This window comes from Amycolatopsis heterodermiae (assembly GCF_034929455.1).
Taxonomy (GTDB): Bacteria; Actinomycetota; Actinomycetes; order Mycobacteriales; family Pseudonocardiaceae; genus Amycolatopsis; species Amycolatopsis heterodermiae.
Genome location: NZ_JAYFSI010000004.1, coordinates 64,468 through 89,780, shown reverse-complemented (window position 1 = coordinate 89,780; position 25,313 = coordinate 64,468). Strand labels below are relative to the sequence as shown.

Here is a 25,313-nt window from a genome sequence, read left to right as displayed (position 1 = left end):
CGCCTCAGCCGTCCGAAGTCAGGGAGTCGTCGCCTGCTGGCTCGTCGGGGGGATGAACAAGCGCTGGAAGGTGCTGCTCGTGTACTGCCACACCCCCGGGATCAGCAGGATGCCGGCCAGCGCGAACACCGGGAAGATCAGCCGCTTCTCGACCTTCTTGCCCGTGCGGAAGCGCAGGACCTTCGGGGGCCGGATCTCGTACCAGGTCTCGCCCGCGATGGGTACCGGGAAGAGGAACGGGCAGCCGGCCTCCGTCAGGGCGTCGCCGAGGCAGTGGGTCAGGCAGCCCGCCGCCACCGCGATGCCCAGCCAGCCGGTGATCGACTCCAGCTCGCCCGCGCGATCCGGTGGGGCGGTGAAGAACCACCACGCCACCGCCGCGCCGCTCACCGGCAGCAACCAGTCGCCCAGTGCGCCTTCCGCCAGCATCAACCCGAAGATCACCACGCCGACCACGGCCCACGGGCCGCCCGTTTCGGTGGCCCACGACGTCAGCGCGCCGAGGCCGGCCGCGAACAGGACGGTGTGGGAGAGGTGGCGGTGCTTGCCCGTGACGTTCTCGTCGCGGGGGCCCTTCGTCAGGGCGTAGAACCCCGCCGAGACGCGACGCAGCACCCACGAGAGGGCGCCGGTCAGCCAGCCCAGCAGACGGGACGCGCTGGCGCCGGGGTGGTCCAGGTCGGGCAGCAGGGCGAAGCCCGCCGTCGTCGCGGCGAAGACCACCGCTTGGTGCACCGAGCCCGCGCCGACCGCGGGCGCGATGGCCAGCCCCGCGCACCAGCCGGTCAGGGCATGCGTGCGCCCCATCATCGTGCCGCCCCCAGAGTCCGCGAACCGAGTAGGTCCGCAGGACCGTAGCGGGGGATCAGGCTTGCGGGTCCTCCGACACGCTCAGGTGTTCGGCCACGCCGGTGAGCTCGATCACCCGGCTGACCGCCGGGCTCGGGACCACCGCGAGCTGGACGTCCTGCTCGCCGGCCTGGCGCTGGGCGCGGAGCACCACGTTCAGCGCGGAGGAATCGAAGAAGGTCACCCCGGTCAGATCGGCCACGACCCGCTGCGCGCGCTTGTCCGCGATCAGGCCGGCCAAGGCCTCCTGCAGCTGCGGACTTGTGAGCAGGTCGAGCTCGCCGGTGACCACCACCCGGGGCTCCGTCGCTTCGGTGTCCAGCGTGATGCCGAACCCGGGCGGGGTGGCGTTCTGGTCGGCTGCGGGCATGCAGTTTCTCCTCGTCAGGCGCTGCTCCTGCGCCGGGTACGCGCCTGTTGTCTCAAGCGGCAACCATGTCACCGTGCCTTCCACGGTCCGGGGCAGGACCCCGGCGCATCGCGAGGATCGACCCCGCACCGGACACGGTCAAGGCAACTCCGGGGCCAACCCTAACCCAGTGAGCGGCCGAGCCCGCCACGGCCGCCACCCTTTGGTGCGGAGTGCTCACGTGCGATCCGATCCTGCCTGTTCAGAGTGCTGCCGAGAGCATGGTTTAGTGCGCACCGACGGCCTTCCGGGCCGCCCGGCGCTGACGGAGGAACAGCTGCCGCCGTTCGATCTCGCCGAGGCCACCCCAGATGCCGTAGGGCTCCTGGACGGTCATCGCGTGCGCACGGCACTGGGCCAGCACCGGGCACGCCTGGCAGATGGCCTTCGCCCGCGTCTCACGCCGCTCCCGCGCCGAACCCCGCTCGTTGTCCGTGTGGAAGAAGAGGCTGCTGTCCGCACCCCGGCACGAGCCGCGCAGCTGCCATTCCCATTCTTCGGCAACCACATTGGGCAGCCGGCTCACGTCAGCCATCTCGTCCCTGCCTTTCCCCGGATCAGCACGTCGAGCGCTATGTGCCCGCCGGTGGAGCGGATCAAACCCGGGTTTGGTTTGCTCACCCCACGGGCATCTCGCTGACCGGGCGTGAGAGACACCGCCAGTCACCCAGCGCGAGTGCGGAGAAAGGAACAAACGTGGAGGACAACGCCCCGCTCGTGCCGGAAGGTGCGCAGGTCATCGAGGTGCGGACGGCCGCGATCCCGCACGTCGTGCCGACGCTGCGAACCATCGTGGCCGACATCGCGATGCGCCAGGACTTCGACCTCGACGCCGTCGAGGACCTGCGGATGGCCGTCGACGAAGCCTGCTCGCTGCTGCTCCCCGCCGCGGCCGACGGCAAGCTCACCTGTGTCTTCTCGTGGAGCGGGCGGCGCATCGTCGTTTCGGTGTCCGTCCTGTCGGATTCGCCCGAACACGACGACGACACCGGCCTGTCCTGGCAGCTGCTGACCGCGCTCGCGACGTCGGCCGAGCACACCGTGACCCCCGAGGACGGGCGCTACCTGTCCCGGGTCGACCTCGTCCGGGAGAGCCAGGCGGCCGGGTCGTGAGCGATCCCGCCAGGAGCAGCGGGAGCAACCCCGACGTCGGCGCGCTGTTCACCCAACTCGCCGCGCTGCCGGCGGACTCCCCGCAACGGGAGCGCATCCGGGACACCCTGGTGCGCAACCACCTCGAACTGGCCCGCAACCTGGCCCGCAAGTTCCGCAACCGCGACGAGGCGATGGAAGACCTGGTGCAGATCGCCACGGTCGGGCTGATCCACGCCGTCGACCGGTTCGACCCGACGCAGGGCACGGACTTCCTGGCGTTCGCGGTGCCCACCATCTCCGGTGAGCTGCGGCACCACTTCCGGGACAACAGCTGGTCGGTGCGGGTGCCGCGACGGCTCAAGGAGCTGAACGCGCACATCTCGGCCACGCGGGAAGAGCTCACTGTGCAGCTTTCGCGCGCGCCGCGGCCGAGTGAGATCGCGGCCCGGCTCGGCGTGCCCGTCGAGGACGTCTACGAAGGCCTTCGCGCCGGTCAAGGCCGCTACGGCGCGTCGCTCGACCACCTGCTGGAGAACGCGGCGCACACGCGGTTCGGGGCGCCGGACGCCGAGCTGGGCCAGGCCGAGCTGCGGGAGGCGCTGCGGCCGATGCTGGACAGCCTGCCGGAGCGCGAACGCAAGATCGTCGCGCTGCGGTTCGGCTCGGGGATGAGCCAGTCGGACATCGCGCGCCGCGTCGGGGTCTCCCAGATGCAGGTGTCGCGGTTGCTGGCTGCGACCCTGAAGAAGCTGCGTTCGGGCCTGGACGAATCCGAGCTCGCCGACGGCACCTGATTAGCTGTTCGCGAGCTTGGGTACTTCGCGGACAGTACCGAAACTCACTGGGAGGGGGACCCGATGACGACGTCGAAGATGCCGCAGCGCATGGCTGTGCAGGCTGCCCCGCTGACGGTGCTTCTCCCGGCCGATGTCACCGCCCCGGCACTGGCCCGTCGCGAGGTCCGCACGGCCATGCTCGGCTTCGGCCTGTGCGAAGCGCAGCTGGACGACGTTCTGCTGGCGGCTTCGGAGCTGGTCACCAACGCCTTCGAGCACGGCGAGCGCCCGGAGCGGATGGAGCTGGAGTACGCCGACAGCCGGCTGACGCTGCGGGTGTACGACGTCGGCCGGAGGCTGCCCGAGCTGCGGGCGCCGTCGCCGGCCAAGGCCCGCAGCCGCGGGCTGGTGCTGGTCCAGGCGCTGTCCGAGGACTGGGGTTTCGAGCGCTGCGACGGCGGCAAGTACGTCTGGGCGGTCTTCCGGATCCCGGAAGTCTCATAGCAGTTCGCGGGCGGCTTCGGTCTCCCCGATCCGCTGCCGGAACGGCTTGCGGTCCAGCGCCTCGACGATCGCGTCCAGCACGGCGCGCAGCGAGTACGGCAGCTCGGCTTCCAGCGCCTCCGACGCCTCGGTCGTCGCCGCCCACTCCGCCTCCACCAGCGGCAGGAGTCCGCGCGCCTGCTCGGTGAGCGAGACGATCCGCTGCCGCGCGTCGGCGCCGGGTTCGAGGGCGACCAGGCCGGCGCGGTGCATCTGCGCGACGGTCTGGCTGGCCGCCGAGTGCGTCACGCGCATCTCGGCGGCGAGGTCGCGGATGGCCAGCGGGCCCTTCGCCAGCAGCGCGCGCACCACCGGTGAGTACCGCGGCCGGTAGCCGTCGAGGCCGATGTCGGCGAGGAACGTCGCGACGTCGCCGTCGAGCAGCTCGAGGACGTGCCGCAGCCGGGTCCCCAGCCCGTCCGGGCCCGAAGTCATGGCCATGACGGCCGATCATAGGTGTGCTTGGATCGCGGCATGGAGAACCGGAAGATCACCCGTCTCGGCCGTGAGGTGTCGGTCGTCGGGCTCGGCTGCTGGCAGCTCGGCGCGGACTGGGGCGAGGTCGACGAGAACGACGCCCTCGCCGTGCTGCACGCGGCGGCCGACGCGGGCGTCACCTTCTTCGACACCGCCGACGTCTACGGCGACGGCCGCAGCGAGCGGCTGGTCGGCCGCTTCCGCGCGGACCACCCGGACGTGTTCGTGGCGACCAAGATGGGCCGCCGGGTCGAGCAGGTGCCGGAGAACTACGTCGCGGCGAACTTCCGCGAGTGGAACGACCGGTCGCGCCGCAACCTCGGCATGGACACCCTCGACCTGGTCCAGCTGCACTGCCCGCCGACGGCGGTGTACTCCACGGACGCCGTGTACGACGCCCTCGACGCGATGGTCGACGAAGGCCGGATCAAGGCGTACGGCGTGAGCGTCGAGACCTGCGACGAGGCCCTGGCCGCGCTGGCGCGGCCGAACGTCGCGTCGGTGCAGATCATCCTCAACTGCCTGCGGCTCAAGCCGCTGGAGCGGGTGCTGCCGGCGGCGTCGGACGCGGGCGCCGGGATCATCGCGCGGGTGCCGCTGGCGTCCGGGCTGCTGTCCGGGCGCTACACGGCGAGCACGACGTTCGCCGCGGACGACCACCGGAACTTCAACCGTCACGGTGAAGCCTTCGACGTCGGTGAGACCTTCGCCGGCGTGCCCTACGACGTCGGGCTGGAGGCCGTCGAGCGGCTGCGCGGGCTGGTCCCGGAGGGGCAGACGCTGGCCCAGTTCGCGCTGCGCTGGATCCTCGACCAGCCGGGCCTGAGCACGGTCATCCCGGGCGCGCGCAACGCCGCGCAGGCCACGGCGAACACGGCGGCGGCCGCGCTGGCGCCGTTGCCCGAGGAAGCGGCGGCCGGGGTCCGCGCGACGTACGAGGAGCTCATCCGGCCGCTGGTGCACGATCGCTGGTAGGCCCGGCATGATGGGCCGATGATGACGCCCGAAGAGCTCCTGACGACGACCAGGACGGTCCGCAAACGGCTCGACCTCGACCGGCCGGTGCCGATCGACCTGGTGAAGCACTGCATACAGGTGGCGTTGCAGGCGCCGAGCGGCTCGAACACCCAGCGCTGGCAGTGGCTGGTCGTCACGGACGCGGACCAGCGGGCGGCCCTCGGCTCGATCTACAGCCGGGCCTGCCACGAGTACCTGGAGTCGGGCAACGCGGCGGGCAAGCTGTTCGCGGACGACCCTTCGCGGGCCCCGGTGCAGCAGCGGGTCGGCTCCAGCGTGGCGTACTTGGCCGACAAGATGGGCGACGTCCCGGTCCTGGTGATCCCCTGCCTGGAGACGGCGTCGGACGAGCTGCCGGCGGGCAACCAGGCCGGCCTGTGGGCGTCCCTGCTGCCCGCGGTGTGGAGCTTCATGCTGGCGGCCCGCTCGGTGACGCTGGGCACGGCGTGGACGACGCTGCACCTGAAGTACGAGCAGGAGGCGGCGGAGGTGCTGGGCCTGCCGAAGAACGTGCACCAGGCGGCCCTGATCCCGACGGCGTTCTACACGGGCGAGACGTTCAAGCCGGCGGCCCGGCTGCCGCTGGAGGAGGTTCTGCACGTCGATCGCTGGTGAGCCACCGCCATGAAGGCCTCCTTGCCGGGGCGAAGGGGGGACGTCGGCAAGGAGGCCGTCACGGCCTTTCGGCGGTCGGGTGGCTCTCGTGCTCAGCCGGTGTACGCCTTGAAGATGTTCGTGAACTCGTACGCCGACTGGGAAATGCCCGAGCAGTTGGCGACCGCGCCGCCGCCGGGGCAGCCGCCGTTGTCGCGGCCCGCCGACCAGAAGCCGATGCTCGCCACGTGGTTCGACTGGGCGTAGGCCAGCAGCTGCCGGGCCGCGGCCTGGTCGGTGACCGAGCCCGTGTCGTTGCGGCCGATCATCGGCGTCAAGCCCAGCAGCGCCTTGATCTGCGCGTCCGACTTCGACGGCCAGATCGTCTTCAGCTGCCCCAGGGTCGCGTTGGCCGCGGAGATCAGCGCGTCACCCCACGAGCCGCTGTAGCCGAAGTCCATCAGCATCGGGTTGACGACCACGTTCAGCCCGCGCGCGGCCGCGTCCTGCAGGATCGACACCGAGAACGGGTCCATCCCGTAGTCCTGGCCCTGGATCCGCATGGTGTAGCTGATGTGCGTGCCGCGTTGCTGCTGCAGCCGCAGGAGCGCCTGGTTGACCGTCGCCGTCGGGATGGACGCCTCGACGTCGACGTCCAGGCTGTTGCTGCCCACCGCGTCCAGCGTCTTCACGTACGCGTTGTAGAGCGCGTCCACCGAGCCGCAGACGTTCTCCAGGTACGGGCCCAGCGCGCCCCCCGAAGCGACCGTGACGCCGCCACCGAGACCGCGCAACGCGGTGACGTCGTTGATGATCCGCGCATCCAGCAGCGGGACGGTGCCGCCCCACTGCGGGTCGCAGCCGAGGCTGCTGCCGAGCGCGAAGGCGAGCGTGAAGTTCTTCTGACCGGTCGCGTTGGCCACCGAGACCAGTGACGGCGTCGCCATCGTGATGTCGATGTACGGCGACACGCGCGCGCTGCCACCACTCGGCGGAGGCGTGGTGGTGGTCGGCGGCGTGGTGGGAGTCGTGGGCGTGGTGGGCGTCGTCGGTGTCGTAGTGGGTGTGGTGGTGCCGCCGCACGGCTGGCCGTTCAGCTTGCAGTTCGCCGGCAGGCCGCTGCCGCTGACCAGGAACCCGAAGCTGGTCGACGCCCCGGCCGCGACGTTCCCGTTGTACTCGCGGTTGGCGAACGAGTGGTGCGAGCCGCTCGCGGTGTCGAGCGCGTCCCAATAGGACCCGAGCGTCGAGCCGGAGGGCAGGTCGAACTCCAGCTTCCAGCTCGTCAGCGCCGACGAGCCCGCGCTGATCGTGTACTTGGCCTGGTAACCGGAACCCCAGTTGGAGTCCGTGGAGAACGCCGCGGACGGCGAGGTGGCGGCCGTCGCGGGCGAGACGACGAGCAGCGCCGCCGCCGGGAGCACGACGGCCGCGAGCGCGGCGAGCGCGAGTTTCGACTTCACGGCGTTCCTCTCAGCGCACGGTCAGGGTGAGGCGCTGGATGCCCCAGGCGTCGGCCTGGGAGCCGGGCAGCCAGACGTCGACGATGTCGTCCTTGATCCAGCTGCCGATGTCGGCCGCATAGCACTCGCCGTAGCCCGGGACGGAGAACCTGGTGCCCCACGGGATGTTCCGCGCGTCGACCGCGCAGAACCCGGGCCCGGCGCTGTACCCGAGGGCGGTCTGCGCGACGTCGTTGTAGGACGTGACGCGGTAGCTGAGCGTCGTGCCGGCCGGGATCCGGTAGGCCGCGAGCCGGTTGCCGCCGTCGAGGCGGTAGGCGGTGGAGATCTGGCCGAGCGAGCCGGGCGAGTTGTCCTCGGCCGTCATCGCGTAGAGCTGGTAGTTCGCGTTCTGGCACGGGCTCGCGTCGGTGACCGTGAGCGTCGGCTGGCCCCAGTCGCTGATCCACTGCAGGGCCTGGCCGTTGCGGAACGCGCGGTAGGCCTTGGCGCCGCTGACCCGGGCGAAGGTGAAGGTCACCTTGCCGTCGGTGCCGAGGCCGCCGCTGACCGAACCGGGCGCGGGCAGCCGGTTCGCCACGTTCACGGCGCCGACGAGCGTGCCGGGGCCGTGGCCGCCGGTGACCGGGCGGTCGGGGATCGTGCCGGTGTAGAAGTGCTGGCACGCGGGCAAAGCCGCGGCGGACGCCGGGGCGGCGGGAACGACGAGCAGGCTGCCGGCGGCGAAGGCCGTCAAGGCGAGGATCCTGGCGAAGCGCATGACGGGGAGACCTCCATGGCGGGGACCGGGGCGGAGGTGACGCAGGTGGGAGGCGCGGGTTCACCGCGAAACAGACGTTAAGTGGCCTGGACCACACAGTCAATAGGTCTAGACCTTTTAGTTTCCCGGTAGCCCGAACGGCTCAGAGGTAGCCGACCAGCAGGTCGGCGATCTGCGCGGGGTGGCTCAGCGGCGCGCAGTGCGGGCCGTCGACCTCGTCCGGCTCGACGCCCAGCCGCTCGTTCGCGATGCGGCGCTGGAAGTCCGGCGTGAAGAACCGGTCGTCGCGGCAGAGGACCACCCGGGTCGGGACGTCCGGGTGCGCGGGCAGCGGCCACGGCTCGTCCCACTCCTTGCTCACCTGGTCCCGCACCCGCTTCTGGCACTCTTCCGCCAGCGAAGGAGCCATGCCGTTGAAGTACGTCTCGGCTTCGCTCAGCCCCGTCGGCGCCGCGAAACCCGTGTTCCCCCACCACTGCCCCGGCTGCTCCCCCGGCGCCGGGATCATCCCGGCCAGGTACACCAGCACCCGCGCCCGCACCTCGGCCGCGACCAGCGGCGCGGTGAACCCGCCGTACGAATGCCCGACGACGGCGACGTCCGTGCGGTCGCCCAGCGCGGCCAGCACGGTCTCGGTGAACTCCGCGAGCCCGGCCGCCGGGTCGGTGATCGGCAGGTCCGGGGTGACCGCGTCGTGGCCGCGGGCTTCGAGCTCGGGCACCAGCCGGTGGAAGTCCCAGCCGCTGCCCCCGCCGCCGTGGATGAGCGCGAACGTCGTCATGCCGGCCAGCTCAGCAGCGGCGGAGCATGTCCGTCAAGGCGGTCTTCTCGCCCTGGGTCACGGTCAGTCCGTAGTAGTGCTTCACGACGATCCAGTCGGTCGCGTAGGTGCACCAGAACGCCACGAGCGGCGGCTTCCACTGGTCCGGCGCCTTGTCGCTCTTCTGCTGGTTGAGGTTGTCGGTGACGGCGAACAGCTGCGGGCGGGTCAGGTCGTTGGCGAACTGCCCGCGCTTCTCGGTCGTCCACGCCTTCGCGCCGCTCGCCCAGGCCTGCCCGAGCGGGACCATGTGGTCGATGTCGAGGTCGGTCGGCTTGGTCCACGTCTCGTCGTCGTAAACGCTTTTCCAGGTACCGGAAGTAGCCCGGCATTCCTTGTCCGTCTTGACGTCCACGCCGTCGCGCTTCAGCACGACTTCCCGGGTGTCACAGCTTGACCCCTGACTCGCCCAGTGCGGGAACTTCTCACGGGAGTAGCCGTCCATGGACGTCCGCGCGGCGATGGTCAGCTCACCGAGCTGCTTCGCCGCATCGGCCGCGTCGACCGGCACCGGCGCCCCGGAAGACGTCGATGACGTCGGTGCCGCGGTCGGGGTCGCCCCCGCGCCCCTGCTCGTCACCCAGTACCCGAAGAGCGCGACCGCCAGGATCGCGACTACCAGCAGGATCCGTTGCGTCACGCTGAGCCGAAAGCTGCGGGTCGCCAAGATTTTCTCCTCTCACCTGGGGGTCCGCGCGGCGTAGTCTCGCTGCTGTCGACGAGGGACAACCGCGCCGACACGACGACCTGGCACGAATGTGATCTCGCCCACCCACGGCGGGGATGTCACATCGAGCCCATGAACTGCGACTACCGGAGCAGGACGAGCCGGAGGGAGCAGGCCGATGCCCGGTCGGCTGAAGAAGTGGAACTCGAACTTCGACGAGTACCTGCAGCGCAAGGCCGCCGAAGGCGGCAACGTCGTCGCCATGGCCCGGATGGGTGCGGCGATGCGCGAGCGCGGGGACATCGACGAGGCCGAGTCATGGTTCCGCAAGGCCGCGATGGGCGGGGACCGCACGTCGATGACGGCGTTGGCGCACCTGCTCCACGAGCGTGGCCTGCCGGAAGACGCCGAGCGCTGGTTCCACGAGGCGGCGCTGGCCGGTGACCCGCACGGCATGCTGAACCTCGCGCGGTCCTACGAGCGGCGGGGCAAGCGCGACGACGCCCAGCACTGGTTCGGCGAGGCCGCGCGCACCGGCGACCTGCCCTCGATGGCCGCACTGGGGCACCTGCTGCGCGAGCAGGGGAAGACCGACGAGGCCGAGTCGTGGCTGCGGCAGGCCGCCGACGCGGGCTTCACCGGCGCGATGATCGACCTGGGCATCCTGCTGCGCGACCGCGGCCAGGCGGCGGAGGCCGCCCGCTGGTGGCGCTCGGCCGTGCAGGCCGGCGACCTCGGGGGCGCGTGCCAGCTGGGCAGGCAGGCCGAGCGGATGGGCCGGCCCGGCGACGCCGAGTCCTGGTACCGGCAGGGCGCGATCGCCGGCAACGTCGAGGCCGTCGTCCGGCTCGGGCTGCTGCTGCACCGCCGCGGCGACATCGAGGAGGCCGAGCACTGGTACCTCGACGCCGCCGAGCACGGCGACCCGGCCGCGATGACCAACCTCGGTGTCCTGGCCCGCAACCGCGGCGACGAGGGTGAGGCCGCGGCCTGGTACCGCAAGGCCGCCGAGCACGGCAGCGTGCCGGCCCTGACCAACCTCGGGCACCTCGCCGAGCACCGGGACGACCTCTCCGAAGCCGAGCACTGGTTTCGCCGCGCCGCCGAAACCGGCGACGTCCAGGGGATGCTGAGCCTCGCCCGGATGCTGCGGTCGCGGGGCGCCGCCCATGAGGCCGAGCTGTGGCTAGCCCGCGCGGAGCACGCCCAGGGAGACCACGAGCACCAGCACTGAATCCGGATGAACGAGCGGAAAGTGACGCTCTGCTGACCCGAACGGACGACGAATCACCCGGGTAGATCTATTGTGTGATCCAACTCACACCTCTAGCCTGGGATGGCTCCCACCACCGAGCAGCTCCCCGAGGAAGTGCCGCGATGCCGTGGTCACCGAATCACCCGGACTCCGTCGACGCGCTTTTCGAGCGCCGCCGGGCGCCGGTCCTCGCGCTGGCCGACGACGCCAGGACGGTCGCGGAAGCCTGCCACGGGATGTCCCGGCGCTTCCACCGCGGCGGCAAGCTCGTCGTCTTCGGCAACGGCGGCCCGAGCACCGACGCCCAGCACGTGGCCGTGGAGTTCGTGCACCCGGTGATCGTCGGCAAGCGCGCGCTGCCGGCCATTTCGCTGACCGCCGACGTCGCGACGGTCACCGGCGTCGCCAACCGCGTCGGCCTCGAGGACGTCTTCGCCCACCAGCTGCGGATCCTCGGCGAGCCCGCCGACATCGCGCTGGGTATCTCGACCGACGGCGAGTGCGTCAATGTCCGACGGGCCCTGGAAACCGCCCGTGACCTCGGCATGCTCACGGTCGCCCTGACGGGTGGTAACGGCGGCGCGATTGCCGCGACTACTGGGCTGGACCACGTCTTCATCGCTCGCTCGGGAGACCCCCGGGTCGTCAAGGAGGTGCACGTGACCACCTACCACGTGTTGTGGGAGCTGGTGCACGTCTTCTTCGAGCAACCCGGTGTCCTGACCCCGGAGGTGGCGTCGTGAGCGCCCGTGACGCCGACAGAGTCGCCACCCCCGTCTGTCACGACGGGGTGTGCATCACCTGCTCCGACACCGCGGTCGAAGTGACCGTGGTCGAACTCCTGGACCTCGGGTTCGCCGTCGTGGAAACCGGCTCCGGCCGGGAAGAGGTGAGCGTGGCGCTGGTCTCGGCCGGCGTCGGCGACCGAATCCTGGTGCACGCCGGAGAAGCCATCGCTCGCCTGGAGAATTCCTAGCCGAGGAGTTGACGCGCCATGACGCGGGAACACACCCCCGTGGGCGCGGACGGTCTCGAAGCGCTGTACCCGTTCCTGTACGCGGGAACCAGTGACGTCGACGCCGTCCTCGATCAGGTCGAAAAGTCCACTGTGGACAAGGTGCACGAGATCGTCGCCCTGCGGGCGAGGGTGCTGGCGGCCGACCGCGAGCGCCTTTTCGCCTGCGCACAGGACGTCGCCCGCGCGTTCGCCGGCGGCGGCCGGCTGCTCGCGTTCGGCAACGGTGGCAGCTCGACCGACGCCCAAGACCTCGCGAGCCTGTTCCTCAGCCCGGCGGGGGACGCCCGTCCCCTGCCCGCGTTCGGGCTGACGAACGACATCGCGGTGGTGACCGCCCTGTCCAACGACATCGGGTTCGACGTCGTGTTCGCCCGGCAGCTGGCCGCGTTCGGGCGGGCCGGCGACATCGCGGTGGGCCTGTCCACCAGCGGGAACTCCGCGAACCTGTTGCGCGCCTTCGACGAAGCCGCCCGGCGCGGCATGGTGACCGTCGGCATCTCCGGTTACGACGGGGGGAAGATGGCCGAGCTCGACAGCGTCGACCACCTCTTCGTCGTCCCGTCGCCTTCCGTGCACCGCATCCAGGAAGCCCAGACGACCCTTTACCACGCGCTGTGGGAACTCACCCTCGGTGCGCTCGACGAGCTTGGGGTTGATCAGCCGTGACGCACGCCCAGCAAGAAGAGAAGCCCATCCACATCCTCTGGATCAACGCCGGCCTGTCGTGCGACGGCGACTCCGTCGCGCTGACCGCCGCCACGCAACCGAGCATCGAGGAGATCGTCCTCGGCGCCCTGCCCGGCCTGCCCAAGATCGCGGTCCACTGGCCGTTGATCGACTTCGAGTGCGGCCCCGAGACGGGCGCCGACACGTTCATCGAGTGGTTCCACAAGGCCGACCGCGGCGAGCTGGACCCGTTCGTCCTGGTCGTCGAGGGGTCGATCCCGAACGAAGCGATCAAGGAAGAGGGCTATTGGTGCGGCTTCGGGAACAACCCCGAGACCGGCCAGCCGATGACGACCAGCGAGTGGCTGGACCGGCTGACGCCCAAGGCGCTGGCCGTGCTGGCCGTCGGCACCTGCGCCACCTACGGCGGCATCCACGCGATGGAGGGCAACCCGACCGGCGCCATGGGCGTGCCGGACTACCTGGGCTGGGACTGGAAGTCCGGCGCCGGCATCCCGATCGTCTGCGTGCCCGGCTGCCCGACCCACCCGGACAACCTGTCCGAGACCATCACCTACCTGCTGTACCAGGCCGCCGGCCAGGCGCCGATGATCCCGCTCGACGACCACCTGCGGCCGCAGTGGCTCTTCGGCGCGACCGTGCACGAAGGCTGCGACCGCGGCGGTTACTACGAGCAGGGGCAGTTCGCCGACACCTACGACTCCCCCAAGTGCCTGGTGAAGCTGGGCTGCTGGGGCCCGGTCGTCAAGTGCAACGTGCCCAAGCGCGGCTGGATCAACGGCGTCGGCGGCTGCCCGAACGTCGGCGGCATCTGCATCGGCTGCACGATGCCCGGCTTCCCGGACAAGTTCATGCCGTTCATGGACGAACCCCCGGGGGCGCACGTGTCGTCGCTGGCCAGCGGCGCGTACGGGTCGGTGATCCGGCGGCTGCGGCAGATCACCGAACGCAAGCTCGACAAGGAGCCCAAGTGGCGGCACACGGGCAGGAAGCTCGACACCGGCTACAAGTCCTCATGGCGCTGAAAGGGCCGTAACACTTCAAAGGAGTGAAGATGACGGACAAGGGCGTCAGCACCAAGGGCCGGACCGACCTCGTCGAGATGGCCTGGGACCCGATCACCCGGATCGTCGGCAGCCTCGGGATCTACACGAAGATCGACTGGGCGGCCAAGCGCGTCGTCGAGTGCCACAGCACGTCGTCGGTCTTCCGCGGGTACAGCATCTTCATGAAGGGCAAGGACCCGCGCGACGCGCACTTCATCACCAGCCGGATCTGCGGGATCTGCGGCGACAACCACGCGACGTGCTCGGTGTACGCCCAGAACATGGCCTACGGCGTCCGCCCGCCGCACCTGGGCGAGTGGATCCTCAACCTCGGCGAGGCCGCCGAGTACATGTTCGACCACAACATCTTCCAGGAGAACCTGGTCGGGGTGGACTACTGCGAGAAGATGGTCGCCGAGACCAACCCCGGTGTCCTGGAGCAGGCCAACCGCACCGAGGCGCCGCACGCGCGTGACCACGGGTACAAGACCATCGGCGACATCATGCGCTCGCTGAACCCGCTGGAGGGCGAGTTCTACCGGGAGGCGCTGCAGGTCTCCCGCAGCACGCGCGAGATGTTCTGCCTGATGGAGGGCAGGCACGTCCATCCGTCCACTTTGTACCCGGGCGGCGTCGGCACGGTCGCCACCGTGCAGCTGTTCACCGACTACCTGACCCGGCTCATGCGCTACGTCGAGTTCATGAAGCGCTGCCTGCCGATGCACGACGACCTGTTCGACTTCTTCTACGAAGCCATCCCCGGGTACGAAGAGGTCGGCCGGCGCCGGATCCTGCTCGGCTGCTGGGGCAGCCTGAACGACCCGGAGCACTGCGACTTCAGCTACGAGAACATGGAGTCCTGGGGCCGGAAGATGTTCGTCACGCCCGGCGTCGTCGTCGACGGCAAGCTCGTCACCACCAGCCTGCTCGACATCAACCTCGGCATCCGGATCCTGCTCGGCAGCTCGTTCTACGAGGACTGGGCCGACCAGCCGATGTTCGTCACGCAGGACCCGCTGGGCAACCCGGTCGACCAGCGCCACCCGTGGAACCAGCACACGATCCCGCGCCCGGCCAAGCGCGACTTCGACAGCAAGTACTCGTGGACGATGTCGCCGCGCTGGTTCGACGGAAAGGACCACCTGGCCCTTGACACCGGCGGCGGCCCGATCGCGCGCCTGTGGGTGACCGCGCTCGCCGGGCTCGTCGACACGCCGTACGTCAAGTCGACCGGGCACAGCGTGACGATCAACCTGCCGCGCACGGCGACCAAGCCCGAGGTCAGCTTCGAGTGGAAGATCCCGCAGTGGAGCAACGCGCTCGAGCGCAACCGCGCCCGGACGTACTTCCAGGCGTACTCGGCCGCGATGGCGCTGCACTTCGCCGAACAGGCCCTCGGTGAGGTCCGCAAGGGCAACACGAAGACGTGGGAGCCGTTCAAGGTCCCGGACGAGGGCGTGAGCTGCGGCTTCACCGAAGCGGTGCGCGGCGTGCTGTCGCACCACATGGTGATCAAGGGCGGCAAGATCGCGAACTACCACCCGTACCCGCCGACCCCGTGGAACGGCAGTGTCCGCGACAACTTCGGCACGCCGGGGCCGTACGAGGACGCCGTGCAGAACACGCCGATCTTCGAGGAGAACACGCAGGAGAACTTCAAGGGCATCGACATCATGCGCGCGGTCCGCAGCTTCGACCCGTGCCTGCCCTGCGGCGTCCACATGTACACCGGCAAGGGCAAGGTCGTCGAACGGCTGCACACCCCGCACGCGTTCGGCGGGGAGATCGCATGACGGACGTCGGCCAGGTCGGGGAACGCATCGAGCGGCTGCTGGGCGAGTTCTCCGGCCCGGACGCCGAAATCGCCGAGGAGCTCGTCCACACGCTGCTCGAGTTCTACGGCGCCGGCCTCGAACGGATCGTGGAGATCGCCGGCCGTCCCCTGCTGGACCGGCTGGCCGAGGACGACCACGTCCGGGGCCTGCTCGTGCTGCACGACCTGCACCCGAAGTCCACGCACGAGCGCGTCGCCGAGGCGCTCGACAAGGTCCGGCCGTTCCTCGGCTCGCACGCCGGCGACGTCGAGCTGGTCGAGATCGACAGCGAAGGCGTCCTGAAGCTGCAGCTGCAGGGCACCTGCGACGGCTGCCCGTCGTCGACCGTCACCGCGAAGTACGCCATCGAGAAGGTGGTGCGGGAGGCGGCGCCGGAGATCTCCGACGTCGTCGTGGCCGGTGTGGTGCCCGAGCAGACCGGCCCGGGCGGACGTCCGCTGCTGCCGCTGGTCGACTGCCCCGTGGAGGTCCCGTGACGGGCGGACTGCGCCGGTTCCGCACCCCCGTCCAGCGGACCGCACCCGGCGAACGGTGCGAGCTGTGCGCCGAGCCGATCGGCACGGAGCACGGGCACGTGATCGACCTCGAATCCCGGGCGATCATGTGCACCTGCCGGGGCTGCTACCTGCTCTTCACCCACCGCGGGGCGGGCGGGAAGCGGCACCGCGCGGTGCCGCAGCGGTTCCGGCACGCCCCGCGGTTCGGCCCCGGCACGGCGTTGTGGGAGTCGACCGGGATCCCGGTGAAGACGGCGTTCCTGTTCCGCAACTCGGTGCAGGACCGGACGGTCGCGTTCTACCCGAGCCCGGCGGGGGCGACCGAGTCGCTCCTGCCGCTCGGCACCTGGGACGAGCTGCTGGCCGAGACCCCCGGGTTCGCCGACGTCGCCGAAGACGTCGAAGCGTTGCTGCTGAACAAGCTCGACCTGGGTTTCGAGTGCTTCCTGGTGCCGATCGACGTCTGCTACGAGCTGGTCGGGATCGTCCGGACGACGTGGCGCGGCTTCGACGGCGGTACCGAGGCGCACGAGGCCATCGACGGGTTCTTCGCGAACCTGCGGGACCGCAGTGAGGTCGTGGCGGATGGCTGAGCTGACCTTCGACTGCATCGACGTCCAGCCGCTGAAGTACGCGGCTTCGCCGACGCTGGCGTTCAAGCTGCGGATCACCGAGCTGTCCGGGCAGCCGATCCACGCGATGGTGCTGCGCGTCCAGATCCGCATCGAGCCGCAGCGGCGCCGGTACGCCGACGACGAGTCCGAGCTGCTCACCCACCTCTTCGGCGACCGCTCCCGCTGGGGCGAAACGCTGAAGCCGTTCCAGTTCACGACGGTGTCGGTCATGGTGCCCGGCTTCACCGGCGCCACCGAGATCGACGCCGAAGTCCCGTGCACCTACGACCTGGAAGTCGCGGCCGGCAAGTACTTCCACGCGCTGACCGAGGGTGTCGTGCCGATGGTGCTGCTGTTCAGCGGCACGGTGTTCGGCAAGGGCGGGCCCGGGTTCTGGGTGGAGCAGGTGCCATGGCACGCCCAGGCCGAGTACCGGATGCCGGTGAAGGTGTGGGACGAGCTGGTCGAGCGCTACTTCCCGAACGTCGCGTGGATCAAGCTGCCCAAGGAGACCGTGGACGCGCTGCTCCGGTACAAGGCGCGGCACGCGATCCCGACGTGGGAAGCGGCGATGGACCGACTGCTGGCCGGTGAGCCGTGAACGTGCTCGAACAGGCCCGCGCGGTCGGGGACGCCGTGCTCTACGAGGGGTACCTGCTCTACCCGTACCGCGCGTCGGCCGGGAAGAACAAGGTGCGCTGGCAGTGGGGTGTGCTGATGCCGCCGTCGTACGCCTCGGCCGACATCGGCGAGCACGCGTCGGCGCGCGTCGAGTGCCTGCTGGAGCCGCTCGCGCACACGATCCTGCACGTCAAACTGCGGTTCCTGCAGACGCGGACACGGCTCGGGTGGGACGAAGCCGTCGAGCACGAGATCGACTTCGAGCTGCCGCTTTCGGAACTCCCGCTCGAGTCGCCGTTCCACGTGCCGGGCGAGCTGGAGGGCACGAACGAGCTGTCCGGCGTCCTCACCGCCCGGGTCGACCCGCTCGACGGGCCGTTCGGCGGCAGCCGGCTACGCGTCGAACTGCGGAACACGACGTCGTGGCCCGCCGACGGCGTCCGCGAGCACGCGCTCCGGCACGCGCTGCTCGCCGCCCACCTCGTGCTCGGCGTCGACACCGGGCACTTCCTGTCGATGCTGGACCCGCCGGAGTGGGCGAAACCCGCCGTCGAAGCCTGCACGCAGGAACGCCTCTGGCCGGTGCTCATCGGCGACACCTCGCGCAGCACGGTGATCCTCGCGTCGCCGATCATCCTCTACGACGACCCGGCGATCGCACCGGAAAGCCCGGGTGACCTCTTCGACGGCACCGAGATCGACGAGATCCTCACGCTGCGCACGATGACCCTGACCGACGAGGAGAAACGCGAGGCCCGGGCCACCGACCCGCGCGCGGCGGCGCTCGTCGACCGGGTCGACGCGATGCCGCCCGAGCTGCTCGAACGACTGCACGGCGCGGTCCGGTCCGTACGACCGGTCGAGCCGTCGGTGACCGTCGCGGGCGTCCGCGTCACCGCGGGATCGCACGTGCGGCTGCGGCCGAACCTGCGCGGCGCGGACGCCCAGGACATGTTCCTCACCGGGCGGGCCGCCACCGTCCGGCTCGTCCTGTCCGATGTGGACGGCGGCACGCACGTCGCGGTCACCCTCGACGACGACCCCGGCGCCGACCTGCAGCACGCCCACGGCCGGTACCGGTACTTCTCCCCCGACGAGATCGAGCCCCTGGAGGTCGCGGAATGAGACCACGAGTACTGGTGGCGGGCATCGGCAACATCTTCCTGAGCGACGACGGTTTCGGCGTCGAGGTCATCAAGGAGCTCGAAGGCACCGACCTGCCGGAGTGGGTGCAGATCGCCGACTACGGCATCGCGGGCATGCACCTGGCCTACGACCTGCTGGGCGGCTACGACACGACGATCCTGCTCGACGCCACCCCGCACGGGAAGCTGCCCGGCACCCTGTCGCTCATCGAAGCCGACGTCGACGACCTCGCGGCGTCAGCCTCGATCGACGCCCACGGCATGCAGCCCGAGGCGGTGTTCCGGCTGCTGCGGCTGCTCGGCGGGGACGCCGGGCGCGTGCTGATCGTCGGCTGCGAACCCGCGTGCCTCGACGAAGGGATCGGGCTGTCGCCCGAAGTGACAGCGGCTGTTCCGGCCGCGGTCCGCGCCGTCACGGAACTCGCTTGGGGCGCCAGCCCGAAGCTGCCGGACAAGCAGAAGACGGAGGTCTGAGCCCATGTGCCTCGGGATTCCGGGCGAGATCATCGAGATCAGCGAGGATCGACCGGACCTCGCGAAAGTCTCGGTCAGCGGCGTCAAGCGGCTCATCAACATCGGCCTGCTCGACGACGACCCGCCGAAGCCGGGCGACTGGATCCTCATCCACGTCGGCTTCGCACTGTCCAAAATAGACGAAGCGGAGGCGGCAGCCGCGCTGGACTTCCTCGAAAGCATCGGCAAGGCGTACGAGGACGAAATGGCCGCGCTGCTGGAATCCCAGATCGAATAAGGAGTCGTCATGCGTTTCGTCGACGAGTTCCGCGACGCCGAGAAGGCGCGGGCGCTGTCCGCGAAGATCACGTCGCTGTGCGAGCCGGGCCGCCAGTACAAGTTCATGGAGGTCTGCGGCGGGCACACGCACACCATCTACAAGCACGGCCTGGAGGACTACCTGCCCGAGAGCGTCACGCTGGTGCACGGGCCCGGCTGTCCGGTGTGCGTGATCCCGATGGGCCGCGTCGACGACGCCATCCACATCGCGCGGCAGCCCGGCGTGCTCATGACGTCGTTCGGCGACATGATGCGCGTGCCCGGCTCCGGCGGGAACTTCTTCGACTCGAACGCCGAGGGCACCAACATCCGGATGGTGTACTCGCCGCTGGACTCGCTGAAGATCGCCCGGCAGAACCCGGACCTGCGGGTCGTGTTCATGGCCATCGGCTTCGAGACGACCACGCCGTCCACCGCGATGACGCTGCTGCGTGCGGCCGCCGAGGGCATCGAGAACTTCTCGGTCTTCGCCAACCACGTCACGATCATCCCCGCGATCAAGGCCATCCTCGACTCCCCCGACCTGCGGCTCGACGGCTTCATCGGCCCGGGCCACGTCTCGACGGTGATCGGCTGCCGGCCGTACGAGTTCATCGCGCGCGACTACGGCAAGCCCGTGGTCGTCGCCGGGTTCGAACCGCTCGACATCCTGCAGTCGATCTACATGCTGATGGTGCAGCTGTCCTCCGGTAGGTCCGAAGTGGAGAACCAGTACTCGCGGGTCGTGCCGTGGAACGGGAACATGGTCGCTCTCAAGGCGATCAACGAGGTCATGGAGCTGCGGCCGTACTTCGAGTGGCGCGGCCTCGGGTTCATCTCGCACTCGGCGATGGCCGTCCGCGAGAAGTACGCGTCCTTCGACGCCGAGCGGATCTTCGAGATCCCCGGCCTGCGCGTCGCCGACCCGAAGGCGTGCCAGTGCGGCGAGGTGCTCAAGGGCGTGCTGAAACCGTGGGAGTGCAAGGTGTTCGGCACCGCGTGCACCCCGGAGACGCCGATCGGGACGTGCATGGTCTCACCCGAGGGCGCCTGCGCGGCGTACTACAACTTCGGGCGGTTCAGCCGCACGCGCGTCCGGGAGGCGAGCCGGCATGAGCACGTCTGAGCGGCGCTCGACGATCCCGGTGCCGATGACGACGTCCGACCGCGAGCAGCAGGTGCTCGACCGGATCGACCGCGCCCGCCGCCGGCGCGCGAAGGTCCGCGAGGAGCGCATCACGCTGTCCCACGGCGCCGGCGGCAAGGCGACGCAGACGCTCATCGAGGCCGTGTTCCTCGACGCGTTCCGCAACCCGTTGCTGGAGCCCCTGGAAGACGCGGCGACGCTGACCATCGGCGACGCCCGGCTCGCGCTGACCACGGACTCCTACGTCGTCTCGCCGCTGTTCTTCCCCGGCGGCAACATCGGCGACCTGGCGGTCAACGGCACGGTGAACGACCTCGCCGTCTCCGGTGCGCGGCCGCTGTACCTGACCGCGGGGTTCATCCTCGAGGAGGGCTTCCCGGTCGAGGACCTGCTGAAGATCGTCGAGTCGATGAAGGCGGCGGCCGAATCCGCCGGCGTCCAGATCGTCACCGGCGACACGAAGGTCGTCCAGCGCGGCAAGGCCGACGGCGTCTACATCAACACCGCGGGCGTCGGCGTCCTCACGCGCAGCGGGCTCGGGGTGGCCACCGTGAAGCCCGGAGACGCCGTCCTCGTCTCCGGGCCGATCGGCGACCACGGCGTCACGATCATGCTGGCGCGCGGCGAGCTGGACATCGACGCCGACCTGGAGTCCGACACCGCGCCGGTGCACGACCTGGTCGCCGGTCTGCTGGCCGCGGTGCCGGGCGTGCGCGCGATGCGGGACGCGACCCGCGGCGGCGTCGCGACGATCCTCAACGAGATCGCCAAGGCGGCGGACGTCGCGGTGGTCGTCGACGAGAACACCATCCCGGTCCGCACCGAGGTCCGCGGCGCGTCCGAGCTGCTCGGCATCGACCCGCTGTACGTCGCGTGCGAAGGCCGGATCGTGGTGGTCGTCGACGGCGCGCAGGCGTCGGACGCGCTGGCGGCGTTGCGCTCGCACCCGCTGGGCGCGGATGCGGCGGTGATCGGCCGCGTCGCCGACGACCCGCCGGGCCTGGTGCTGCTGAACACGGCGTTCGGCGGCACCCGGATCGTGGACCTGCTGGTCGGGGACCCGCTGCCGAGGATCTGCTGAATGCACGAAATGTCGATCACGCAGTCGGTCGTCGACGCGGTCGTCGCCCGCCTCGGCGAGGCGAGCGTGTCGTGCGTCCGGCTGGAGATCGGCCGGCTGTCCGGTGTGGTGCCGGACAGCGTCCGCTTCTGCTTCGACGTCCTGTGCAGCGGCACGTCGCTGGACGGCGCCCGCCTGGAGATCGACGAGCCGTCCGGGCGGGCGCGCTGCCGCGACTGCGGCGCCGAGTTCACCCTGGACGACTTCATCCTGCTCTGCCCGTGCACCAGCGCGAACGTCGAGGTGCTGGCCGGGCGCGAACTGCGCATCACATCGGTAGAGGTGGTCTGAAATGTGCGACACCTGCGGCTGTTCCGACTCCGACGTCCGCATCACCGACCGGAGCCACACGGTGGTGCTGGAGCAGGACATCCTGGCGAAGAACGACGACCTGGCGGCTCACAACCGCGCGCACCTGAGCGCGTCCGGCGTCTTCGCGATCAACCTGATGAGCTCCCCGGGCGCCGGGAAGACGACGTTGCTGGAGCGCACCATCTCCTTTTTGGACACACCGTGCGCGGTGGTCGAGGGTGACCAGGAGACGCTGCTGGACGCCGAGCGCATCAAGGCCACGGGCGCCCCGGTCGTCCAGATCAACACGGGCGCCGGCTGCCACCTGGACGCGTCGATGCTGCACCGGGCGCTGCACTCGCTTGGTCCTTCTCCCGGCTCGACGCTGTTCATCGAGAACGTCGGCAACCTGGTCTGCCCCGCGCTGTTCGACCTCGGCGAGGCGGCGCGCGTGGTGATCCTCTCGGTGACCGAGGGGCCGGGCAAGCCGCTGAAGTACCCGCACATGTTCGCGGCGACGGACCTGGTGCTGCTGAACAAGGTCGACCTGCTGCCTTACGTGGACTTCGACGTCCCGGAGTTCGAACGAGACGTCCGCCGGGTGAACCCCACGGCGGAGATAGTGCAGGTCAGCGCCACCCGCGGCGACGGCCTCACCGAGTGGTACGACTGGCTACGGCAACCTGCCCGAAGCTGATCCCACCGTCGTTGGTGGGCACCCTCCGGTGGGTCAGCACCCGGAAGCCGTGCCGTTCCAGTCGTTCCACGGTCCGATCGAGCAACAGGACGTTCTGGAACACGCCCCCGGACAGCGCGACGGTGGTGCTGTGCTCACGGAACCGGTCGCAGGTCCGGGCAATGGCGTCGGCAACACCGTTGTGGAACCGCGCGGCCCTCGTCGCCTTACCGCTGGAGTCGTCCAGAAGAGCGGCGATGAGGTCCTCGCCGTGCACGACGTCGTCGATCCGCGCCTGGTAGGCGGTCATCTCGGCCGGGTCGGCCAGCTGCTCCAGCTCGATGGCGGCCTGACCTTCGTAGTTGACGGTCTCCCGGACGCCGAGCAATGCCGCGGCCGCGTCGAAAAGGCGTCCCGCGCTGGACGTCAACGGTGAGTTGAGGCCGCTGCGGATGAGCTTGACAACGTCTTCCCGAGCGGGCCGCCCGAGAGCGTCCACATAGGACGCACCCATCCGCCAGGGCTGCCGGATGGCCTGAGCCCCGCCGGGCATTCTCACCTGCTTCAGATGGGTGAGGCGCTCGTAGGTGGTGAGATCGGCGAGGAGGAACTCGCCACCCCAGATGGTGCCGTCGGGCCCGAACCCGGTCCCGTCGAAGGCAACCCCGAGCACGGGCCCGTCCTCGCGGTTGTCGGCCATGCAGGAGGCGATGTGGGCGTGGTGGTGCTGCACATCCAGCAGTTCGACGTCCTGCTCGAGCGCGTACTTCGTGGACAGGTACTCGGGGTGCAGGTCATGCGCGATGAGCACGGGGTCGACCGCGAAAAGCCGTTCGAAGTGGTTGATGCCCTCCGTGAAGGACTTGAGCGTCTCGTAGTTCTCGAGGTCCCCGATGTGGTGCGAGACGAACGCGTGGCGGCCTTTGGCCAGACAGAAGGTGTTCTTGAGTTCGGCGCCACAGCCGAGAAGGTGCTGTTTCGTGGCGTGTTTCAGACTGACGGGCTCGGGCGCGTACCCCCGCGAACGCCGTTGCAGCTGGGCTTGGTTCCGCACTATCCGCACGACGGAGTCGTCGGTCCGGATGTGAATAGGGCGATCGTGGGTGAGCACGGCGTCAGCGATGGTGCCCAGCCGCTTGAGTTCCTCATCGCGGTAGACGATGGGCTCATCGGAGATGTTCGCGCTGGTCAGCACGATAGGCCCGGTCTCCTGGAGCAGCAGATGGTGCAGCGGCGTGTAGGGCAGCATCACCCCAACCCGCCGATTCCCGGGCGCGACGCCTTGAGCAAGCTCCCCGTTCTTCGGCAGCAAGACAATGGGCCTTTGTCGACTACTGAGCACTTCCGCGGCGATCTCGTCGACTTCGGCGAGTTCCCTGGCCTGCCCCAAATCAGCGACCATGACGGCAAAGGGCTTGTCCTCCCGATGTTTCCGCGCACGCAGCTTCCGAGCCGCCTCTTCATGCCGAGCCCCGACCGCGAGGTGATAGCCACCCAGCCCTTTGACGGCCACGACTTTCCCCTGTTTGAGGGCCTCCACGGTTTGCGTTAGAGGATCGCCGTCGCCCGGCTCGAACCGCAGCCGGGGGCCACAGGCGGGGCAGCAAACAGGCTGGGCGTGAAACCGCCGGTTCGCGTGGTCGTCGTACTCCCGTTTGCACGCGGCACACATCCCGAACCCGGCCATGGTCGTGAACGGCCGGTCATAAGGAACCCCGGTGACAATGGTGAACCGCGGCCCGCAGTTGGTGCAGTTGACAAACGGATACCGGTAACGCCGATCGGCGGGATCCCCCAGCTCACGCAGGCAATCGTCACAGGTGGCGGAGTCAGCGGAGATCAGCGTGTCGGCAACACCCCCACCCGGGCTCCCGACGATGACGAACCCGACGTCACCCTTGGCCGCGATTTCCCGGACCTGAACCTCGTCGACCACAGCCAGCGGCGGCGCTTCGGCCTCGAGCGCCGCCAGAAAGGCCTCGACGCTCTCCCCTTCAACCTCGGCGAAAACCCCGCGAACGTCGTTTCCCACAAACCCGGCGAGTTCGAGCCGCGAGGCAAGCTGGTGCACGAAGGGCCGAAACCCCACCCCCTGCACAACCCCGAAAACCCGGACAGCCACCCGCACGCGCTCAGTCTGCGCCTGCACCGGACCATTCGGCCAGCGCCGGGAGGTCCGGTTGCTGCCGCAGGGCGTCGAGCACCACGTTGACCGCCGCTCGCAACGGTGAGCCGCGACGGACCGCTGCCACGATCGTGCGGTTCACCGGGGTCGTCAGCTCGCGTGTCGCCACCCGGTAGCGGCGGTCCACCGCCAAGCCCGGGAGCAGGGCGATCGACAGGCCGGCCTCGACGTGCTGGAGCGTCATCAGGTAGTTGGCGAAGCGGCACACCACCCGCGGCTCGAAACCCGACTCGCGGCACAGGCGCAGGGTCAGGTTCGCCATGTACGACTGCGGGACGTCCAGGGCCCACGGCTCGTCGGCGAACGCCGCCAGGGAGACGGGTGGGCCGCCCGAGGCCGTCACCAGCACGATCGGGTCGGTGGCCAGCGGGACGATGTCCAGGTCCGGGCCCAGGGGCAGCTCGACGAAGTCGGTCGTCGTGATGATGACGTCCGCGTCGCCGCCGCGCAGGGCCGGGATGCTCTCGTGCGGCTCCAGCTCCAGGAGCTCGACGTCCAGGTGCGGGTACGCCGCCGCCAGCCGGGTCACCGCCGGGACCGCCATCGTGTGGATCGCGCTCTGGAAGGCGCCGAGCCGGACCAGGCCGACCGGCTCGTCGCCGAGGCCGCGCAGCTCCGCCTCGACCGTGTCCATGTGGTCGAGGATCGCCCGGGCGCGCCGGGCCAGCATCAGGCCGGCCGGCGTGAGCCGGACCCGGCGGCCGGTGCGTTCCAGCAGCTGGGTGCGGGTTTCCGCTTCGAGAACGGCCAGCTGCTGCGACACGCTCGACGCGCTCAGGTTCGCGTCCTGCACGACCGCACGGACCGTGCCCAGGGTGTCGAGGCGACTCAGGAGCCGCAGGCGCCACGGGTTCAACATCCGCTCATTGTTGTGCAGGAAAACCGAACAAGACAGTCGGAATTGTGAGATGGACGTGACGCTCGAACCGGACTTA

General features: G+C 69.9%; 31 protein-coding genes. 21 read left to right on the top strand and 10 right to left on the bottom strand.

What is annotated here, in order from left to right:
* Positions 1–18: 18 nt before the first annotated feature.
* The 3 genes from VA596_RS19300 to VA596_RS19290 form a co-directional block, all read right to left on the bottom strand.
* Positions 19–807, bottom strand: coding sequence for a metal-dependent hydrolase (locus tag VA596_RS19300; protein WP_323329722.1), 789 nt, complete (start codon positions 805–807; stop codon positions 19–21).
* Positions 808–865: 58 nt separating this feature from the next.
* Positions 866–1,219, bottom strand: a complete 354-nt coding sequence (locus tag VA596_RS19295; RefSeq protein ID WP_247060053.1) for an STAS domain-containing protein — start codon at positions 1,217–1,219, stop codon at positions 866–868.
* 265 nt (positions 1,220–1,484) lie between these two features.
* Positions 1,485–1,793, bottom strand: coding sequence for a WhiB family transcriptional regulator (locus VA596_RS19290; protein ID WP_323329070.1), 309 nt, complete (start codon positions 1,791–1,793; stop codon positions 1,485–1,487).
* 161 nt (positions 1,794–1,954) lie between these two features.
* Here VA596_RS19290 and VA596_RS19285 point away from each other — a divergent pair, with 161 nt between their 5' ends.
* The 3 genes from VA596_RS19285 to VA596_RS19275 all read left to right on the top strand — a co-directional run bounded on the left by VA596_RS19285 (position 1,955) and on the right by VA596_RS19275 (position 3,633).
* Complete coding sequence (locus VA596_RS19285) at positions 1,955–2,371, top strand: ATP-binding protein (RefSeq protein WP_323329069.1); 417 nt, start codon at positions 1,955–1,957, stop codon at positions 2,369–2,371.
* Positions 2,368–3,147, top strand: a complete 780-nt coding sequence (locus VA596_RS19280) for a SigB/SigF/SigG family RNA polymerase sigma factor (protein WP_323329068.1) — start codon at positions 2,368–2,370, stop codon at positions 3,145–3,147. Before VA596_RS19285 ends, VA596_RS19280 begins: the two co-directional genes overlap by 4 nt.
* A gap of 63 nt (positions 3,148–3,210) precedes the next feature.
* Positions 3,211–3,633: an ATP-binding protein gene (locus tag VA596_RS19275; RefSeq protein WP_323329067.1), complete on the top strand. Its 423-nt coding sequence runs from the start codon at positions 3,211–3,213 to the stop codon at positions 3,631–3,633.
* On the opposite strand, the gene VA596_RS19270 is transcribed toward VA596_RS19275, so the two are convergent.
* Positions 3,628–4,107 (bottom strand): MarR family winged helix-turn-helix transcriptional regulator, encoded by a 480-nt coding sequence (locus VA596_RS19270; RefSeq protein WP_410171914.1) that lies wholly within the window; start codon positions 4,105–4,107, stop codon positions 3,628–3,630. The two genes, VA596_RS19275 and VA596_RS19270, sit on opposite strands and share 6 nt — an antisense overlap.
* 39 nt (positions 4,108–4,146) lie before the next feature.
* Between VA596_RS19270 and VA596_RS19265 the strand changes: the two genes are divergently transcribed.
* Together VA596_RS19265 and VA596_RS19260 are read left to right on the top strand one after the other, a co-directional pair.
* Positions 4,147–5,124, top strand: coding sequence for an aldo/keto reductase (locus VA596_RS19265; protein ID WP_323329063.1), 978 nt, complete (start codon positions 4,147–4,149; stop codon positions 5,122–5,124).
* An 18-nt stretch (positions 5,125–5,142) separates the two neighbouring features.
* Positions 5,143–5,781, top strand: a complete 639-nt coding sequence (locus tag VA596_RS19260) for a nitroreductase family protein (protein ID WP_323329061.1) — start codon at positions 5,143–5,145, stop codon at positions 5,779–5,781.
* Positions 5,782–5,873: 92 nt separating this feature from the next.
* Here the strand turns inward: VA596_RS19260 and VA596_RS19255 are convergent, their stop codons facing one another.
* The 4 genes from VA596_RS19255 to VA596_RS19240 all read right to left on the bottom strand — a co-directional run bounded on the left by VA596_RS19255 (position 5,874) and on the right by VA596_RS19240 (position 9,470).
* Complete coding sequence (locus VA596_RS19255; RefSeq protein ID WP_323329058.1) at positions 5,874–7,223, bottom strand: cellulose binding domain-containing protein; 1,350 nt, start codon at positions 7,221–7,223, stop codon at positions 5,874–5,876.
* 10 nt (positions 7,224–7,233) lie between these two features.
* Entirely contained in the window at positions 7,234–7,983 is a 750-nt protein-coding gene (locus tag VA596_RS19250) for a 3D domain-containing protein (protein WP_323329056.1), read from the bottom strand.
* Positions 7,984–8,125: 142 nt separating this feature from the next.
* Entirely contained in the window at positions 8,126–8,764 is a 639-nt protein-coding gene (locus VA596_RS19245) for an alpha/beta fold hydrolase (protein ID WP_323329054.1), read from the bottom strand.
* A 10-nt stretch (positions 8,765–8,774) separates the two neighbouring features.
* The gene (locus tag VA596_RS19240) at positions 8,775–9,470 is read right to left on the bottom strand and encodes an HNH endonuclease family protein (RefSeq protein ID WP_323329052.1); all 696 of its coding nucleotides are present in this window, start codon (positions 9,468–9,470) and stop codon (positions 8,775–8,777) included.
* 178 nt (positions 9,471–9,648) lie between these two features.
* Here VA596_RS19240 and VA596_RS19235 point away from each other — a divergent pair, with 178 nt between their 5' ends.
* The 16 genes from VA596_RS19235 to hypB all read left to right on the top strand — a co-directional run bounded on the left by VA596_RS19235 (position 9,649) and on the right by hypB (position 22,214).
* Entirely contained in the window at positions 9,649–10,704 is a 1,056-nt protein-coding gene (locus VA596_RS19235; protein WP_323329050.1) for a tetratricopeptide repeat protein, read from the top strand.
* 143 nt (positions 10,705–10,847) lie between these two features.
* A complete protein-coding gene (locus VA596_RS19230) occupies positions 10,848–11,468 on the top strand; it encodes a D-sedoheptulose-7-phosphate isomerase (RefSeq protein ID WP_323329049.1) in 621 nt (206 codons plus the stop codon).
* On the top strand, positions 11,465–11,701 hold the full coding sequence (locus tag VA596_RS19225) for a HypC/HybG/HupF family hydrogenase formation chaperone (protein WP_400539736.1): 237 nt from the start codon (positions 11,465–11,467) through the stop codon (positions 11,699–11,701). The genes VA596_RS19230 and VA596_RS19225 overlap by 4 nt, the downstream gene beginning before the upstream one ends.
* Positions 11,702–11,719: 18 nt before the next feature.
* Complete coding sequence (locus VA596_RS19220; RefSeq protein ID WP_323329046.1) at positions 11,720–12,409, top strand: D-sedoheptulose-7-phosphate isomerase; 690 nt, start codon at positions 11,720–11,722, stop codon at positions 12,407–12,409.
* Entirely contained in the window at positions 12,406–13,455 is a 1,050-nt protein-coding gene (locus VA596_RS19215; protein ID WP_323329044.1) for an NADH-quinone oxidoreductase subunit B family protein, read from the top strand. The genes VA596_RS19220 and VA596_RS19215 overlap by 4 nt, the downstream gene beginning before the upstream one ends.
* Before the next feature lie 29 nt (positions 13,456–13,484).
* The gene (locus VA596_RS19210) at positions 13,485–15,269 is read left to right on the top strand and encodes a nickel-dependent hydrogenase large subunit (RefSeq protein ID WP_323329042.1); all 1,785 of its coding nucleotides are present in this window, start codon (positions 13,485–13,487) and stop codon (positions 15,267–15,269) included.
* Positions 15,266–15,787 (top strand): NifU family protein, encoded by a 522-nt coding sequence (locus VA596_RS19205; RefSeq protein WP_323329040.1) that lies wholly within the window; start codon positions 15,266–15,268, stop codon positions 15,785–15,787. The genes VA596_RS19210 and VA596_RS19205 overlap by 4 nt, the downstream gene beginning before the upstream one ends.
* Positions 15,784–16,401 (top strand): DUF5947 family protein, encoded by a 618-nt coding sequence (locus VA596_RS19200; protein WP_323329038.1) that lies wholly within the window; start codon positions 15,784–15,786, stop codon positions 16,399–16,401. The genes VA596_RS19205 and VA596_RS19200 overlap by 4 nt, the downstream gene beginning before the upstream one ends.
* Complete coding sequence (locus tag VA596_RS19195; protein WP_323329036.1) at positions 16,394–17,023, top strand: DUF6084 family protein; 630 nt, start codon at positions 16,394–16,396, stop codon at positions 17,021–17,023. The genes VA596_RS19200 and VA596_RS19195 overlap by 8 nt, the downstream gene beginning before the upstream one ends.
* A complete protein-coding gene (locus VA596_RS19190; protein WP_323329034.1) occupies positions 17,020–18,168 on the top strand; it encodes a hypothetical protein in 1,149 nt (382 codons plus the stop codon). Before VA596_RS19195 ends, VA596_RS19190 begins: the two co-directional genes overlap by 4 nt.
* Positions 18,165–18,662, top strand: coding sequence for a hydrogenase maturation protease (locus VA596_RS19185; RefSeq protein ID WP_323329032.1), 498 nt, complete (start codon positions 18,165–18,167; stop codon positions 18,660–18,662). The genes VA596_RS19190 and VA596_RS19185 overlap by 4 nt, the downstream gene beginning before the upstream one ends.
* Positions 18,663–18,666: 4 nt before the next feature.
* On the top strand, positions 18,667–18,939 hold the full coding sequence (locus tag VA596_RS19180; RefSeq protein WP_323329030.1) for a HypC/HybG/HupF family hydrogenase formation chaperone: 273 nt from the start codon (positions 18,667–18,669) through the stop codon (positions 18,937–18,939).
* Between the two features lie 9 nt (positions 18,940–18,948).
* Positions 18,949–20,085, top strand: a complete 1,137-nt coding sequence (gene hypD / locus VA596_RS19175; protein ID WP_323329028.1) for a hydrogenase formation protein HypD — start codon at positions 18,949–18,951, stop codon at positions 20,083–20,085.
* Positions 20,086–20,110: 25 nt separating this feature from the next.
* Positions 20,111–21,187 carry a hydrogenase expression/formation protein HypE gene (gene hypE / locus VA596_RS19170; RefSeq protein WP_323329720.1) on the top strand — a complete coding sequence of 359 codons (1,077 nt, stop codon included), beginning with the start codon at positions 20,111–20,113 and terminating at the stop codon, positions 21,185–21,187.
* Positions 21,188–21,517, top strand: a complete 330-nt coding sequence (locus VA596_RS19165; protein ID WP_323329026.1) for a hydrogenase maturation nickel metallochaperone HypA/HybF — start codon at positions 21,188–21,190, stop codon at positions 21,515–21,517.
* A gap of 1 nt (position 21,518) precedes the next feature.
* Positions 21,519–22,214 (top strand): hydrogenase nickel incorporation protein HypB, encoded by a 696-nt coding sequence (hypB, locus tag VA596_RS19160; protein WP_323329024.1) that lies wholly within the window; start codon positions 21,519–21,521, stop codon positions 22,212–22,214.
* On the opposite strand, the gene hypF is transcribed toward hypB, so the two are convergent.
* Together hypF and VA596_RS19150 are read right to left on the bottom strand one after the other, a co-directional pair.
* On the bottom strand, positions 22,171–24,321 hold the full coding sequence (hypF, locus tag VA596_RS19155) for a carbamoyltransferase HypF (RefSeq protein WP_323329022.1): 2,151 nt from the start codon (positions 24,319–24,321) through the stop codon (positions 22,171–22,173). The genes hypB and hypF overlap by 44 nt on opposite strands.
* Positions 24,322–24,325: 4 nt before the next feature.
* Entirely contained in the window at positions 24,326–25,237 is a 912-nt protein-coding gene (locus VA596_RS19150; protein WP_323329020.1) for a LysR family transcriptional regulator, read from the bottom strand.
* Positions 25,238–25,313 lie beyond the last annotated feature (76 nt).